Origin of the sequence: Sphingobacterium sp. LZ7M1 (assembly GCF_024296865.1) — a bacterium.
Taxonomy (GTDB): domain Bacteria; phylum Bacteroidota; class Bacteroidia; order Sphingobacteriales; family Sphingobacteriaceae; genus Sphingobacterium.
Genome location: NZ_CP101134.1, coordinates 2,825,983 through 2,842,611, shown reverse-complemented (window position 1 = coordinate 2,842,611; position 16,629 = coordinate 2,825,983). Strand labels below are relative to the sequence as shown.

The window sequence follows — 16,629 nt, the reverse complement described above, 5'->3', positions numbered from 1 at the left end:
TGCCTTAATAACCAACGCTATTTCATGGTAAGAACCAAGGTGCCTAAGATAATTAGCCCGGCCCCAATTGCAGTTTTCATTGTGAGTGCTTCTTTTAAGAAGATAATGGATAGGATAATAGTAATGGCTACGCTTAATTTATCAATTGCAGCAACTTGAGACACATTGCCGATCTGCAGGGCTTTGAAATAGAATATCCAGGATAGTCCGGTTCCAATACCTGATAAGATTAAAAATAAGATGTTCTGCTTTGAGATATTTGCAATTTCTTTCAGCTCCCCTTTGACTAACACGATGCTCCAGATCAGAAATAATACAATGACAGTTCGAATAGCTGTTGCTAGGTTGGAATTGATTTGAGTGACTCCGATTTTTGCGAAAATAGCAGTCAATGCTGCAAATAAGGCCGAAAGTAATGCATAAAAGATCCACATATTGAATAGATATTTAAAATACTCTACAAAAACTTAAGCCAAACGTTTTGTTTTGGTAAAATGGCATTATCATGGAAGCATTTTGAATGTCCTTTTTAGTTAATAGTTTGTTTATTAAAGGATAAGACCAATATGCAAGTTCTGTGGATATAATTCCAAATCCTGCGCCGGCTACTACATCACCGACCCAATGACGATTATTGATGGTTCGGTAAACTCCAGTGAAAAGCGCAAAAGAATAGCCAGAGATTCCAAGCCAGATATTACTGTCCTTATATTCCCTGAACATAAATTGTGCAGAAGAAAATGCCGTAGATGTGTGGCCAGAAGGAAAAGAAAGGTTGTTGGAGCCATCAGGTCTTTCTTCATGGATCAGGTGCTTTAAAGGCAAAACCATTGCCGCATTGAGCATTTGGGATGTGAGGTAGATTATTGTTCTATCGCGTAAATTGTGTTTTCCTTTAATTCCGGCCGCATTCAGACCGTATACTAACAAAGCTGGGGCATATTGGGTATAATTATCTAGCTGTATGTGATCAGGTTGATGTTCAAATATTTCATATCGGGTGGAGTTATTGAGTTCTTTCAAGGATTCATTACTCAGGCTAGCAATCCCAAAACCTATGAACACTGTAGGTGCAATGAGGTGCCTGTAATCCAATTTATAGTTATTTATGTCCTGGTCTTGAATGTCAATTTTAACTTGATTAATTTGGCTAGTGCTATCTTGGGTCTGAGCTGAAACCCTAACCATACTGGATAGCACGTAGGCCAAAGTAATTAGTGTGACTCTAAATTTTATAGACATTCTTGTAATGTTTCCTTTTGATATGGAATACAATATCATTGGAGATTTAGAAGAAATTTTGAATTGCAACAATAGGTATAACTTATATCTTTTGAATTGAAGTTTCCGGCATAAAATGAACTGTAAATTGATGTTTTTGCTGAGAGAATTGGTATTTGATTTCCCATCCTTGATTTTTACAAATCTCTTTTGCGATTGCTAACCCTAGGCCACTTCCGTGTATACTTTTTGAATTCTTGGCGAAACGTGTGAACAGGAATTTAGCTTCGAGTTCCTTTTGACCAGAATTAGAAATTTGAAAGCTTTCACCTGTCAGTATGATTCCTATTCTTCCATTTGGTTCGCTATGTCTCAAGGCATTAATCAAAAGATTGTGAATAAGAATTTCAACAAGACTGCTGTTTCCAAGCTGGTGAACACGAGGGGTGACATCCTTTGTTAAGGTAATCTGAAGCTCTTCAAAATGTTCTTTTAGATTTTCTAGGCTTTCATTAACTATATTGCTGATATTGATTTTCTCGGAGCTGTCGAATTGATTGTTTTCAATTTTGGCTAGCAATAGGAGGTTCTTATTGATTCTAGAGCTACGAGTTAATGCCTGGTTCATTTCTTCGGCAATGTGATATTGCTTTTCCGTCAAATCCTCACTTTGTAATAGGATGTCCAACTTATTTTTAAGGATTGCGAGTGGCGTTTGCAGTTCATGCGAAGCATTTTCGGTAAATTCCTTTTGCTGATTGAAAGTATTGATGTTATGTTTTAATAATTTGTCTAGGGTTTCGTTTAATTCTGCAAATTCCTTGATATCAGTATCCTGAAATTCTAAGGTATTATTTGAATTTAGTTTAAAGGATTTTAACTTTTGTAAAGTGTCTTGAAAAGGCAGCCAAACGGTTCTGGAAAGTCTTCGGTTCAATATCCAGAAGCCAATGATAAGAATCAAGAAGAAAACTAAAGTCGCAATAGCGATATATACAACTGTTTCCTCTGTTTCCTCCACATTGGTTTCAACAACTAAAACATAATTTTGCCCATTAATTTTAATGTTTGTCATCAAGCCTCTGAAACGATCAATGGATTCAGTGTCAAAGTAAATGTTCTGTCTGCGGATTGTGTAAAGACTATCGCTTTTTAAAGGGGCTTGGTTAGCCTTGATTTTGCTGACAGGTTGTATTTCATTCCAGAATTTGATGTTTTGTTGGATGTTTTCCCTACTAATGTTTTGAGCGTTGAATTCATTTTCAATTCTTTGAGCAATCAATTTGTTGTTTTCATCAAGCTCTTTAATCCATATCCAGTCAACTAATAAAAAATAGGAGGGTATACTCAATACAAAGACAATAAAAGCAAATATGCTTAGTTGCTTCAAGGATTTTTGCAATAAGTTTTTCATCCTTCCCATTTGTAGCCAGTTCCGTAGACAGTCTTTAGATAGTGATCACAGCCAGCCTCATTCAATTTCTTTTTGAGATTTTTGACATGAGCATATACAAAATCGTGATTATCGAGCATATCCGCAAAATCACCTGATAAATGTTCCGCTAATATACTTTTAGAAAGGACTCGGTTTTTATTGCCGATAAAATATAACAATAGGTTGAGTTCCTTTTTTGTTAATGGGATAATGTTATGGTTAGAAGAAACAGTTCTTGCTAATAAATCAATTTCCAGTTTGCCTTGTGTAATGATATTGCTGTTATTGAATTGTTTCCTTCTCATTAAGGAATAGATCCGTGCATTCAATTCGGATAGATGGAAAGGTTTCGTCAAATAATCATCTGCCCCGATTTGTAGTCCCTTTATTTTATCATCCAATGAGTCTTTGGCTGATATGATGATGACACCATCTTGTTTTCCTAAAGATTTCAATTCTTCCAAGAGCTTTAGCCCATTGCCATCTGGAAGACTGATGTCCAATAGAATACAATCATAGCTAAAGTTTTCAATCCTATCTTTGGCTTCAGAGAAAGTATTTGCTACTTCGCAAAGGTATCTCTCTTCTGATAGGTACTGAATCATGCTTTTAGCCAATTCGATTTCGTCTTCAATAATCAGAATTTTCATTTCATAGAAATAATTTCATGTAATTAAAGGTACAATTTTGAAGAAAATTAGAAGTAATGAGAATAGAAGAAGGATATATTAAAATGTTTAATAATTGGTTGCCTTCAGATTGAATATTGCAAATATGATCTTTTACTAAGAAATGTTAATTGATAAGTTTTTATTTTTTTTATATAAAATATTATCAATTAATGTTAGTATATCAATATCTTAATCTAAATTTATTAGAAATAATCAATTTACTTGTTGTTAAAAAACGCCATAAAAACTAATGTTATATTCTTTCATATTGTTTTAATAACCTAATAAATTATTAAATATTTAAGGATTTTTAATATGAGCATCGAAAATGAAACCGAGATTTTATGTTCTGTAGCAGACGGAAGTGAAAAATCATTTTTATTAATTTATAATAAATATAGGGAAGGTGTTTGCAATTTTGTGCTTAAATATGTAAAATCAAAAGAATTAGCAGAAGATATTTCTCAAGAGATATTTCTTAAAATTTGGGAAAAAAGGGAAAATTTAAGATCAGTTGAAAATTTTAAGAATTATATAATTACCATATCTAAAAATCACACTTTAAATCAATTAAGGAAAATTAGCAATACCACAATTGCATTTCAATATTTGATGAAGAGTATTTCAATTCAAGATACCTCTACTAATGATGAATTACAATTAAAAGAATACCATTGTTTCATCCGAAAAGAATTTGAAAAATTACCTGCTAAATCTCAACAAATTTATAACCTGTGTAAGGAGCAGGAATTAACATATGATGAGGTGGCAAAAGTAATGGGTTTCAGTCGACATGCTGTTAAAAAACACATGACCCAAACATTGAAAGTATTGAGAACTACAGCTAAAAAACGTTTGGATATTCATCTTTGCATACTTTTTGAAATTATTTTTCTATTGACTTAGAAAAATAATTTCAAAAAGTAGTACCCTACTATAAGAATCATGTGTCTATTAATTATAAGCCTTTATAATAACCATTTATGAATGAAAATCAAAAGTTTTATAATGAATTAGTTCAAAGGTATATTGATGGAAGAGCAAATGAAAAGGAATTAGCTTTGTTTTTTCATTTGTTAAAGGAGGGAAAACTCGATCAATATCTGGAAGAAAATGAGGTTCAAATTAATATTAGTAATAAAATAAATCCAAAAAAGGTTTTATATATCAAATATTTAAAGTATGCTGCGATATTGTTTTTAGTTGGGTTTACTACCATTTCAATAATAAAATATAGAAATACCTTAGAAATAAATGATCAGAAGGCTTTATTAAACAAAATACTTCCTGCTAGTGAAAAAGCAATTTTATTACTCTCTGACGGAGAAGAAATAAAACTGGATTCGAATTCAAATGGTCTTTATTTAAATGGTGGCCAATTGAAGAATGGCTACGGGAAATTAGTAAATGATAATATTAATGAACATTATTTAATTAATGTTCCTAAGGGAGGGACTTTTCACTTAGTATTAAGCGATGGTTCTAAAGTTTGGCTGAATTCAGATAGTAAGTTGAAATTCCCACAACATTTTAATGATGGAGTTAGACAAGTTGAATTGACTGGTGAAGGATTTTTTGAAATTTCGAAGAGAACTATGGAAAATGGAAAACAACAATCATTTATTGTAAAAACGAAACGACAATCAGTTGAGGTTTTGGGTACCTCTTTTAATATCAGGGCTTATGGAAATGAAGAAAATGTAAAGTCAACTTTGTTTTCAGGTATTGTTAAAACGAAGGACAATTACAGTAATCAAATAGCTACACTTGCTCCAGGTCAACAGGCTATTAGTGATTCAACTGGAGCGTTGAATGTATCAATTGCTGATTTAGAAGAAATCTCCGGATGGAGGTCAGGATCATTTATTTTTAATGATGCTCCTTTAAAAGAAATTCTATCCCAAATGAGCACATGGTACGATGTAAAAATAAAAATTAATGGGAATGAAGATTTTCGTTTTAATGGTTTATTTTCAAGAAATCTATCTTTAGGAGATGCCCTAAATGTAATAGGTCATTCGACTGATTTAGATGTTAAATATAAAGATAATCAAGTTATTGTGTCCGCTAAATAGTATAGCCTATGTAAAAGATCGAAAAATAAAAAAAACGGTGATTTTGCGCCATCACCGTTAATTGAAGCTAATCAATTCTATAGGGAAATTATCTCTATTATTAATCAACCAAACTCTTACAAATGTATGGAATTAAAAACCTTAATCAAACTCTCAAAGTTTTGGTCTAATAATCCTTTGAGTCTAAAAATTAGAAACCTTAATTTTTTATTAAAAATTTTCGTAATATCCTTTTTCCTGTTAAGTCAACAGGTTTGTGCAAAGGTCTTTTCGCAGAATATTACATTACAAACAAATTCTGAAAACATAAGCACTGTTCTTAAATCAATAGGAAAACAAAGCGGTTTTAGTATGTTTTATAATAGCTCATGGCTTAAAGGAACTAAACCAATAACAATTAATGTAAAGAATAAACCTATTTCTCAGGTTCTTGATTTAGTTTTTGCTAATCAGCCCATTAGCTATAAAATAGATGGTAAAAACATTCTCATAAAGCAAAATCCTGTTAATAATCAAGAATCTACCATTTCAAATAATAGATTGAATAATCAAGTCAAGATATCTGGAGTTGTATTAGATAGCTTAGGAAAGCCTTTAGAAGGAGTAAATGTAAAAATCAAAAATGCAAATTTAACAACTTTCACAGACGTCAAAGGAAATTTTAGCTTTGAAAATAATATAAATTCAAGTCCAATTATTTTGGTTTTTTCTTATGTTGGATTTCAAACAATCGAAAAGATATTTAACGGAGAAAATCTTCAAGTATTTTTAATTCCTGTTGTTTCTGATTTAGAAGAAGTTGTTGTTGTTGGTTATGGAGCAGTTAAGAAGACCGATTTGACAGGCTCTATTTCAACACTTGGAAAAGATCAAATTACACAAGTCAAAGGAATTTCTAATTTTGCACAAGCCTTACAAGGTCAGGCAGCTGGTGTCCAAGTTAATCAAGCATCTGGACAGCCTGGTGAAGGGATGAAAATCCAAATTAGGGGCTTGAATTCTCTCGGAGCAAGTAATGATCCGTTATACGTTGTTGATGGACTGCCATTAGACGGTTTGTCCGCTCAATTGAATCCGGAAGATATTGAAAACATTTCTGTATTAAAGGACGCCTCTTCGACTGCTATTTATGGGTCTAGGGGGGCAAATGGAGTGGTAATTATTACTACAAAAAAAGGAAAATCTGGAAAAACATTAATCAATTATAGTAATTATTTAGGGTCTCAAAAAATAAGAAAATTTGCTGATTTAATTAACGCTAAAGATTTTGCTAAGTTACAAAATGAAGTTGCTCTGAATGATAATAAACAACTTCCTTGGACTGATCAGCAAATAAAAGATCTCGCTGAAGGGACAAATTGGCAAGATTTAGTTTATCGAAATGCATTAGTTCAAAATCATGATTTAAACTTAAGCGGTGGAAATGAAAATACTAAATATTTTACTTCTTTTGGTTATTTTAATCAAAATGGAATTATTAGAAATTCCGGTTTTGAAAGAATGTCATTTAGAGGGAATATTGAACATAAGCTTTTTGATAAGTTGATCTTTAGTACTAATCTATCTATTCAGAATTCAAAATATAATCGAGCTCAGTATCAATCCGCTGATGGTGGTGGTGGAATTCCTTGGGCTACTATGGTTATGCCTCCAACAATTGGTGTTTATGATGAGAATGGAGAGTACACTAAATTTACTGGTGTATCCTGGGGAGAAACAAATCCTGTTGGTATTTCGGATAATTGGCATAATTCCTCAAATAGTTTAAGAATTATTGGTAGTTCAAGTATTTCATATGAAATCATAGATGGATTAAAATTTAAATCTAGTATTGGTATTGATCATAGTTATAATAAAGGGGATTTATACTATCCGGGTAATATTAGTTTAGGCCAGAAAACAGATCCTAATGGACAACCAATTTTTGGAGTTGCCCAAAAATCTTATGGCAGTACCTTTACTTTGGTTAATGAAAATATCTTGGAGTTTCAAAGAAATTGGGGAGATCATAAATTAGATGCTGTTGGAGGAATAACTTATCAATCAAGTAAATCCGATGATTTAAATAGCGGATCTGGGATAGGGTTTTTAAGCGATATTTATCTCAATAATAATATTTCTTCTGCAATTATTAAAGCCTTACCTAGTAGTAATTGGCAAGATAATAGATTAATGTCATTTTTAGGAAGAACGAACTATTCATTTAAAGATAAATATTATTTGACATTAACTGGACGATATGACGGATCTTCAAGGTTTGGAGCAAGTAATAAATTTGCTTTTTTCCCATCCGCCGCTATTGCTTGGGCAATAAGTAATGAGGAGTTCTTAAAAGATCATTTATGGATATCAAATTTAAAGCTTCGAAGTTCTTATGGTGAATCGGGAAATCAAGCTATTAATAATTATCAGACTTTAGCCAATATCTCAAATACTGACGTCGTATTTAATAATGAAATTAATATCGCGTTTATTCTAGCTTCTTTAGAAAATTCAAATCTCAAATGGGAAACCACAAGACAATTTGACTTTGGTTTAGATTTCAGTTTATTAAACAATAGGTTAGAATTTGTTTTTGATTATTATAATAAAAAAACAAAGGATTTATTATTAAACGTTACTTTGCCTGGTTCTGGTGGTTTTGGATCTGTTCTTCAGAATGTTGGAGTTGTTCAAAATAGAGGTATTGAATTCCTAATATCTGGGACTCCAATTCTTAAAGAAAATTTTAAATGGACTAGTTCTTTTAATTTATCAGCGAATAAAACTAAAGTCCTTGATTTAGGGAATGATGCATATGGCAATCCTATTGAATATAAGGAAATTGGAGCTGGAGGCAATTGGTTCCCTACAATTGTTGGTGAATCACGCATGCAATTATATGGTTATACAATAGAAGGAGTATATAAAACAGACCAGGAGGCTATTGATAATGGTGAGCCAAATAAAAAAGCTGGTGATTACAAATTTAAAAATTGGGATAATAAAGGTGTAATAAATGATAGTGAGGACAGAACTGTTTTGAGCAAACTTGAACCTGATTTTACTTTTGGATTTAATAATAAGTTTTCTATTAAGAATTTTGACTTTTCATTTTTGTTAGTTGGAAGTGTGGGGAATGATATAGTAAATGAATTTAGAAAATATAATATCACATTAAACGGAGAATGGGTTCCAACTTATGAAGCTTTCAATAATAGATGGTCAAATAATTCAACAGACAGCAAATTTGATAAGCCAAGTAATAAAAGCGGTAGTTCTATCCGAGATTATCCTAGCACTTTATGGGTTGAAAATGGAACATATGTAAGGTTAAGGGATGTAACTCTAGGTTATACATTTCCATCGAGGTTTGCCAATTCGATAAAACTTTCTAATATACGTGTTTATATAAGTGCTCAGAATTTTCTAACATTTACGAATTATACCGGATATGATCCTGAAGTATCCTGGTCGTCAGCAAGTATAAATGGCTGGGATCGCGGAAATTATCCTTCTTCAAAATCATTTATTGCAGGTTTAAGGGTTGAATTCTAATTGAAAAATGAAAATTATGAAAACTAAAAAGATATTAATCGCAATTTTAACAGTTTTTTTGTTCTCCTCTTGTGAAAAAATTTTGGAGGAGAAACCAAAAACAATTTTAAGTCCTAATCAATTTTTTAATAATCCAGGGAGTTATGAATCTAGTGTAAAAGGTATTTATAGCGGATTACCATTATATGTTCCATTTACTCATGAAATGATTACGGATTTATATGATGCACCATCTCCAAAAGTAGAACAAGCATTACCTATATATAATAACCAGCCATCTCCATCATATTATAATGCTAGGGATTCCTGGAATGGACCTTATAGAATAGTGAAAAATGCAAATTTTATTTTAAAATACCTTAATGATGCACCCCTTGAGGAGAAAAAGAAAAATGCTTTAATTGCTGAGTCAAGATTTCTAAGGGCCTATGCTTTTTTTAATCTTGTTCAATTGTTTGGGGATATTCCTTTACCATTAGAAGTTGCTAAAAGTTATGAAAGTTTAAAATTACCTAGGACTCCACAAGCTGAAGTTTATTCGCAAATACTTCAAGATCTTCAATTTGCCGAGGACAACCTACCAGAGGTTGAGCCTCAAATTGGAAGAGTGAATAAATTTGTTGCAACTGCATTATTGGCAAGAGTATATCTTACAATGGCAGGAGAACCTTTAAATAAAACTACATATTATAAAGATGCATTAGAAAAAGCAAAAACTGTAATTGGGTCGAAAAAATACTCTCTTGTTTTAGACTATGCAAAAGTATTCCAGCAATTAAATTATACAAGTGAAACCATTTGGGATAAACAATACGTTGCGGGAAGAGGAGGGAATTTTATTCATAATAATTCTAGCACAGCCAATGGATACAATCCTTCCTTAGTACCTTCACAAAATTTTATTAAAAGTTTTCCAAAGGGAGATAGAAGATCACAATGGGGAATAGTAGAGAATTATAAAATTGGGAACCAAGTTTTAGAACGTCCGTTTATTCGAAAATTTGTTGATATAAATCTGATTGATCGTGGTGTATTACCTTCGGCTGCTTCGGTTTCTTACAGTTTGCCTTTAATTCGATTAGCAGAAATGTATTTAATTGCAGCTGAAGCTGAAAATGAAATTAATGGTCCTCAAAATGCGTATTCATATATAAATGAAATAAGGAAGAGAGCAAGGCTAGACGAAAATGATATTACCCATGTACCAGACCTAGTTAATTTATCTAAAAATCAATTGAGAGAAGATATTAGAAATGAATGGAATTGGGAGCTTTATCAGGAGGGATTTTCCTGGATGATTATGAAAAGGACCAATTCTTTTGATAGAATTCAAAAGCAAAGAGGAAGTACATTGACTTTGCCAATTGGAAATTATAACCAAACATGGCCAATTCCGGTGGAAGAAATAATTAATAATAATATACCTCAAAATCCACTATATCAATAATTTAAAGAATCTATGAAAAAATTAAATATATCAGGAAATATTTATGTCCTAATAACTGTTGTTTTATTTTTTATAAGTAAGGAAACTTTTTGCCAAACCTCTGGTATTAAAGAATTTTATTTATCCACTAATGGTAAAAATAATTCTAATGGATCAAAAGAAAAACCTTTCGGTAAATCTGAAATCGCTTTGGAGCAAATTGCCATTTATAAAAAGAAGAATCCTAATTCTAGGGTAAAATTATTAATCAACGATGGTCAATATTATCTATCAAAACCATTGGAAATAAACTTCGATGGCATTACGATAAAAGCCATTAATGAAAGGAAGGTGACTTTTTCAGCAGCAAATAAACTGAATCTGAGCTGGACAAAATCCAAGAATAACCTTTGGACAACTAAGGTGCCAGCAGGGTTAAAATTTCAACGGCTTTTTGCAAATGGTGATTTATTAAATCGAGCAAGATATCCCAATTATGATCCTAAGATTCTTCCTTTCAATGGATATGCTGAGGACGCTATCAGCCCCGAAAGAGTTAAAGGTTGGAAGAATCCACAGGGAGCGATTGTGCATGCCTTACATATTGGTAGATGGGGTGGATTCCATTATTTGGTAACTGGTAAAGATGAGAATGGGGAATTAAAATTAGAAGGAGGGTTACAAAATAATCGACCTAGCAAAATGCATGAAACATATCGGTTTGTAGAAAATGTATTCGAGGAATTGGACACGTTGAATGAATGGTATTTAGATCAATCAAGTTCAACGCTATATTTAAATTTCGGAGATCAGGATCCAAATAACTTTGAATTTGAAGTTCCTCAACTAGAATCTTTGATCTCAGTTAAAGGATCAATGGAAAAACCAGTTCGAGAGGTGCATATAACGGGGATCCGTTTTGTGCAAACAGATCCAACTTTTATGAAAACGGAAGAACCATTATTGAGAAGCGATTGGACCATTTATAGACAGGCTGCGGTCTGTTTTGAAGGTGCAGAACATTGTAGTGTTTCCAATTCTGACTTTATCGATCTGGGCGGGAATGCCGTTTTCTTGAGCAATTATAATAGAGGAGTAAAAGTGAGCGGGAATTTAATGGAAAGGATAGGTGGGGGTGCTATAAATTTTGTTGGGGATCCTCAGGCTGTTCGAAGTCCTTCCTTCAGGTATGAGAAATTCGTTGCTGAAAATGAAATAGACACTATTCCAGGTCCCAAAACGGAAAACTATCCAGCAGATTGTGAGGCGAACGATAATGTGATTAGAAATATTGGCCTGATAGAAAAACAAGTTGCCGGGGTTCAAATTTCAATGTCAGCAAGAATATCTGTACTGCACAACAGTATTTATGATGTACCAAGAGCGGGGATTAATGTAGGTGATGGAACATGGGGAGGACATCAGATTTCATTTAACGATGTATTCAATACCGTCCTAGAAACTAGCGACCATGGTGCTTTTAACTCCTGGGGAAGAGACCGTTTTTGGCATCCCGATAGAAAAGAGATGGACCGAATTGTGGAAGCCCATCCAGACTGGGTTAAATTGGATGCAATTGAAACAACGATCATCAGTAACAATAGATTTAGTTGTGATCATGGGTGGGATATTGACCTTGATGATGGTTCATCGAACTATGAAATATTTAATAACCTCTGTCTTAGTGGAGGATTGAAATTGCGAGAAGGTTTCTATAGGACGGTCTACAATAATATCATGATCAATAATGGGTTTCATCCCCATGTATGGTTCAAAAACAGCCATGACGTTTTTAGAAATAATATTGTGATGCATTCTCATCAAGATATTCAGGTTAACTATTGGGGAGATAAGGTTGATGAAAACTATTATACCAGTTTAAAAGACCTGCAAGCAGACCAAGCCAAATCGGTGGATGCTAATTCATCGGTTGTGGATTTAAATTTCGTAGATGTAGCGATCGGAAAATTTGATTTAATTTCCGGTAACATGAATTTTCAGTCATTGAATTTAAGTGATGTAGGAGTAAGAAATACCAGATTAAAAAGATTGCTGGATTCGCCCCATATCCCTGAAATCCATAAAGAAGGAAATATTTCGAAAGGTGCAGTTTTTGAATGGAAAGGAGCTAAGCTAAAATCTATTGAATCCTTAGGGGAACAATCTGCTGCTGGGCTACCAACGATGGAAGGGGTCTTGGTTTTAGAGCTTGAGGAAAATTCTCCATTGGCAAAAGCAGGGATTCAAAAGTCTGATGTTATTGTTGGATGTCAATCAGTGGATGTCAAGGAACTGAAGGACCTACAGCTTGTATTGAAGAGGGATCAGTATATGAATAAATTGAATATTGAAGTTTTCAGAAATCAGGAGAAAAAAACTATGCAGGTTAATTTATAATGCAGGTCAAATTCCTTGCATAGATTTTATGATCTTAATAAACTCTGCCGGATGTTCATCATGAAAACCATGACCAGAATCGACGGTTATCAGTTTGCAATCTTGGATTAAACCTGCAGCTTTAATGGCATCCTCATCTGACATAGCAGCCATGAGGATGCCATTTTCATCATATTGCTTCCACTTAGAATTCTTGGTGAAAATCAATTTTGTTGGACAGTAAATCTTTTTTAGAGTTTCTGCCTGATCAAAATTCTCAAACCAGGAACAATCGTAAAAACTATCAGCAAATCTTTTGTCATATCGGTTATCTGATGCCGATTCCCATATCTTATTAATGGCTAATGGGATAAAACCTATTCTGAATATTCGATTAGGATATTTTGCTCGGAATTTATTTGCTTTTGAAATAATGGTTTTCCAGAGGCCTTTGAACTTATTTTTCCAATAGCTTCGAGGGAGGTAAAAGGTTAAATAATCTTTTATTTCAGATTGTTGAAGAAAGTCATGGGCTATACGAAAGCTGTCTTGCCAAGCGAAAGTTTTTTGACAACGGTCTTTCTCTGTGGAAAACAAGGGTGGATCTTCTAAGACCGTACTTTGAATCCGAATATGATTTGCAGAAATCCAAGCTGCCAGAAGACCTCCAGAGGAATGCCCTGATAGATAGACAGGTTCTTTTATGACATGATCAATGAACCAGATAAAATCAGTGCCCATTTTTTCTGCGGTGTAACTTTGTGCTTCATGGCTAGATTTCCCATGTCCATGGCAATCTATAGCGAATACATGCCAATCTTGAGATAATTCCGGAAGTACTTTTGCATAATTTTTCCAATCTACCCCTTGGCCATGGATCAACATCAGTGCTGGACCGTTATCAGGTCCCTCACCATAATTTAGCACAATCCCATTTTCTAAATTGACCTGTTTTTCTTCAAAACCGAATTCGGAAATCTTTAACCGTTCTCTATCTTCTGAATGCAAATTATGCTCTACATATATAAAATATAGAATGATTAACAGGGCCAAGATACTAATCAAGATTATTAAGAGGTTCATCATGATTGGTTTTCAATTAAATAGGATAAAATTTCGACCAAATTTAAATAAATATTTTTACCGATTGTTGGTAAATTATTCATTGTTACCAGAAACAATTCTAATGTCATCATGTTCAATTATTATAATAGCCTTTATAAAGATTTAAACATAATAAAATGAATATCAATAAATTGATTGAACACCTAGGATCTGAGGACTTGTTAAAATATCAAAGTAAGACAGTAAAAAAAGAACTGCTTCATTTACCCTCTCCATGCTTTATTGATGATGTATATGGACCGACTGACAGAAATCCGCAGGTCTTAAGGAGTCTAGGAAATATTTTTGGACATGGAAGGTTAGCAGATACTGGTTATCTTTCCATTCTTCCAGTAGACCAGGGCATCGAACATAGCGCTGGCGCTTCATTTGCTGCAAACCCTATTTATTTCGATCCAGAGAATATTGTCAAACTGGCAATCGAGGGTGGATGTAATGCTGTGGCATCAACATTCGGCGTGCTAGGCGCTGTATCTAGAAAATATGCGCATAAGATTCCATTTGTTGTCAAGATCAATCACAACGAGTTATTGTCCTATCCCAATAAAAGTGATCAGATTCTCTACGGAACAGTTCGCGAAGCTTGGAACATGGGAGCTGCTGCAGTAGGTGCGACCATCTACTTTGGCTCTGAGGAGTCAGGAAGACAGATTGTTGAAGTGAGCAAAGCCTTTCAAGAAGCCCATAGCTTGGGCATGGCAACCATCCTATGGTGTTATTTGAGAAATGATGCTTTTAAAAAGGATGGCGTGGATTATCATTTATCTGCTGATTTGACTGGACAAGCTAATCATTTAGGGGTGACCATAGAAGCAGATATTATTAAGCAGAAGTTACCAGAAGTCAACGGAGGCTATAAGGCCTTAAATTTAGGGAACAGTAGTTATGGTAAGCTTGATGAAAGAATGTACAGTGAATTGAGTTCGGACCATCCTATTGATCTTTGCCGTTATCAGGTATTAAATTGCTTTGCGGGAAGATCGGGATTGATCAATTCAGGCGGGGCTTCAGGTAAGAATGACCTTCGGGATGCTTTGCAAACAGCCGTAATCAATAAAAGGGCTGGGGGAACAGGCTTGATCAGTGGAAGAAAGGCTTTTCAAAAGCCAATGAAAGAAGGTGTAGAACTGCTTCAGGGAATTCAAGATGTCTATTTAATGAAGGAAGTGGATATCGCTTAATATTGAAAAGGATAAATGGGCAACCTATCTATTTGCCCATTTACTCTTCATTTTTACTGGTATCAGGTTCTTCGCCCATTGCATATTTTCGGATAATATATTCACTGGCGAGTTTTAGTCCACGTTCGCTATGTTCGGGATGCAATCCTGCCGTGGTGAAAAACTCAATTTCATTATTGACCTTCGAATACCAAATTCTATTTACATCCTTAAGACCTAAAGTATCATATCTCGTGATTTTTCTAAAGTTTTTTAATCTGTCTTCATCCAAAGCTATTACCTTTTGATTCCACATGTTATTGTCTAAACAGTCTACCACAATGTATCGGTCCTTAAACCAAACCATGCACTCCTTTTTATCCTTGAAGGTAATATAACCTAAACTTGCAGCAATAAGTCCGGCAGATCCCACCCACATTATTGCCTTTTTGTTGAATTTCGAAGTATTGGTTCCTGATTCCGGAGACGAGGAACCTATTCCAGAGCTTTGTCTACTTGTATCAGGAAATTTTGGATCCTCTTTTTCAAGAGATTGGTTTAAAGGTAATATGGATGTCTCTCTTGATTTAGGGTTTATATCCGCTACCCAATCATCGATCCTAAATGGTCTTGGTTGAAAGTCAATCAGCACGGCCAAAAGCTTTACAATAGTTTCATCGGGATTGCTGGTTTTACCATCAATAAAATATCGTACAGGTTTTAATTTGTCAATGTCAATTCCGGCTATTGATTTTTCGAGATCTCCAAGTTCATCCTTTAAAATAAAGAAATCTCTCAGCGTTTTTCTGTCATCAGGATTCATACCCTCATTCAAAAGGAATAGGGCATAGTCTCTAAGATTAGCAGAAGTTGGATTTGCTAATCGGTCATGTAATTCATTGTTTTTGTGTTTTTCCCAATAGTTGGCAAGAACGCGTTCTTTAAATTTATTGAATGCTGACATTCCTATAATTAAATATTTTCCTCCCCAAGATTTACGGATCCGTAATTCTAATTAATAATACATTTCACAGCCAAAACAGTTTCACAACAGATCGCTTTGGAAATACCGGAATTCACATGGAATTACCGGAAATATCGTAAAAGGTTGATTATGAGCGGCTTTTAGTGCTTTAGTTTTGCTTTTGAAATCAGCGGTTAATACTGTTTGTGCTTTCAAGGAAAGATACAAAAGAGATTTCAATATTGAGGAATTCATGCCCCTCAATTCCAAAAAATTCAGAAGGCCTTCTGGAAAATTTTCTAGCAATCCCATATAAGGTGTATGTGGACCTAGCAGGCTTTTACCTTCTAATTTTTTGAAAAATGTGGTACTTAATCCTTTACCATTTAATGAACACAGGCAACCCAACTATGCCTATTGAACCGATTGACAATGATGCAATAATAATCCAATCCAACTCCGATTCGGGAGATGATGACCCAGTATATGGGGATCAGGGGCAGGTACGACCTCCACGTCCTAAAAAATAATACAATTAGAATTTGGTTGCCATTTCTGGCAACCAAATTATTCTCTTTTAAATGCTATTCCTGTTGTCCAATTGATTCTGAATATATGGTAATTAATTTTTTGTTTAAT

The 16,629-nt window shown here is 33.8% G+C and carries 13 protein-coding genes; 7 read left to right on the top strand and 6 right to left on the bottom strand.

Annotated features, from left to right (window positions below; all coding sequences use genetic code 11):
- Positions 1 to 17: 17 nt before the first annotated feature.
- The 4 genes from NMK93_RS12300 to NMK93_RS12285 all read right to left on the bottom strand — a co-directional run bounded on the left by NMK93_RS12300 (position 18) and on the right by NMK93_RS12285 (position 3,306).
- The gene (locus NMK93_RS12300) at positions 18 to 434 is read right to left on the bottom strand and encodes an EamA family transporter (RefSeq protein WP_254527616.1); all 417 of its coding nucleotides are present in this window, start codon (positions 432 to 434) and stop codon (positions 18 to 20) included.
- A 13-nt stretch (positions 435 to 447) separates the two neighbouring features.
- Positions 448 to 1,242 carry a phosphatase PAP2 family protein gene (locus tag NMK93_RS12295; protein ID WP_254527614.1) on the bottom strand — a complete coding sequence of 265 codons (795 nt, stop codon included), beginning with the start codon at positions 1,240 to 1,242 and terminating at the stop codon, positions 448 to 450.
- Between the two features lie 82 nt (positions 1,243 to 1,324).
- Positions 1,325 to 2,635, bottom strand: coding sequence for a sensor histidine kinase KdpD (locus tag NMK93_RS12290; RefSeq protein WP_254527612.1), 1,311 nt, complete (start codon positions 2,633 to 2,635; stop codon positions 1,325 to 1,327).
- Entirely contained in the window at positions 2,632 to 3,306 is a 675-nt protein-coding gene (locus NMK93_RS12285) for a response regulator transcription factor (RefSeq protein WP_254527610.1), read from the bottom strand. Before NMK93_RS12285 ends, NMK93_RS12290 begins: the two co-directional genes overlap by 4 nt.
- A gap of 336 nt (positions 3,307 to 3,642) precedes the next feature.
- On the opposite strand from NMK93_RS12285, the gene NMK93_RS12280 reads away from it, so the two are divergent.
- From NMK93_RS12280 to NMK93_RS12260, 5 genes are all read left to right on the top strand, one after another.
- A complete protein-coding gene (locus NMK93_RS12280; RefSeq protein ID WP_254527608.1) occupies positions 3,643 to 4,233 on the top strand; it encodes an RNA polymerase sigma factor in 591 nt (196 codons plus the stop codon).
- Between the two features lie 77 nt (positions 4,234 to 4,310).
- Positions 4,311 to 5,402 carry a FecR family protein gene (locus NMK93_RS12275; protein WP_254527604.1) on the top strand — a complete coding sequence of 364 codons (1,092 nt, stop codon included), beginning with the start codon at positions 4,311 to 4,313 and terminating at the stop codon, positions 5,400 to 5,402.
- A gap of 126 nt (positions 5,403 to 5,528) precedes the next feature.
- Positions 5,529 to 8,939 (top strand): TonB-dependent receptor, encoded by a 3,411-nt coding sequence (locus tag NMK93_RS12270; RefSeq protein ID WP_254527602.1) that lies wholly within the window; start codon positions 5,529 to 5,531, stop codon positions 8,937 to 8,939.
- 16 nt (positions 8,940 to 8,955) lie between these two features.
- On the top strand, positions 8,956 to 10,386 hold the full coding sequence (locus NMK93_RS12265) for a RagB/SusD family nutrient uptake outer membrane protein (protein WP_254527600.1): 1,431 nt from the start codon (positions 8,956 to 8,958) through the stop codon (positions 10,384 to 10,386).
- A gap of 12 nt (positions 10,387 to 10,398) precedes the next feature.
- Positions 10,399 to 12,762 (top strand): PDZ domain-containing protein, encoded by a 2,364-nt coding sequence (locus tag NMK93_RS12260; protein WP_254527598.1) that lies wholly within the window; start codon positions 10,399 to 10,401, stop codon positions 12,760 to 12,762.
- Between the two features lie 6 nt (positions 12,763 to 12,768).
- On the opposite strand, the gene NMK93_RS12255 is transcribed toward NMK93_RS12260, so the two are convergent.
- Entirely contained in the window at positions 12,769 to 13,827 is a 1,059-nt protein-coding gene (locus NMK93_RS12255) for an alpha/beta fold hydrolase (RefSeq protein WP_254527596.1), read from the bottom strand.
- A gap of 155 nt (positions 13,828 to 13,982) precedes the next feature.
- Here NMK93_RS12255 and NMK93_RS12250 point away from each other — a divergent pair, with 155 nt between their 5' ends.
- Positions 13,983 to 15,047 carry a class I fructose-bisphosphate aldolase gene (locus NMK93_RS12250; RefSeq protein WP_254527595.1) on the top strand — a complete coding sequence of 355 codons (1,065 nt, stop codon included), beginning with the start codon at positions 13,983 to 13,985 and terminating at the stop codon, positions 15,045 to 15,047.
- 40 nt (positions 15,048 to 15,087) lie between these two features.
- On the opposite strand, the gene NMK93_RS12245 is transcribed toward NMK93_RS12250, so the two are convergent.
- Complete coding sequence (locus NMK93_RS12245; RefSeq protein ID WP_185212549.1) at positions 15,088 to 15,990, bottom strand: hypothetical protein; 903 nt, start codon at positions 15,988 to 15,990, stop codon at positions 15,088 to 15,090.
- 362 nt (positions 15,991 to 16,352) lie between these two features.
- Here NMK93_RS12245 and NMK93_RS12240 point away from each other — a divergent pair, with 362 nt between their 5' ends.
- Positions 16,353 to 16,520 (top strand): hypothetical protein, encoded by a 168-nt coding sequence (locus NMK93_RS12240; protein WP_185212548.1) that lies wholly within the window; start codon positions 16,353 to 16,355, stop codon positions 16,518 to 16,520.
- The last annotated feature ends 109 nt before the right edge of the window (positions 16,521 to 16,629 follow it).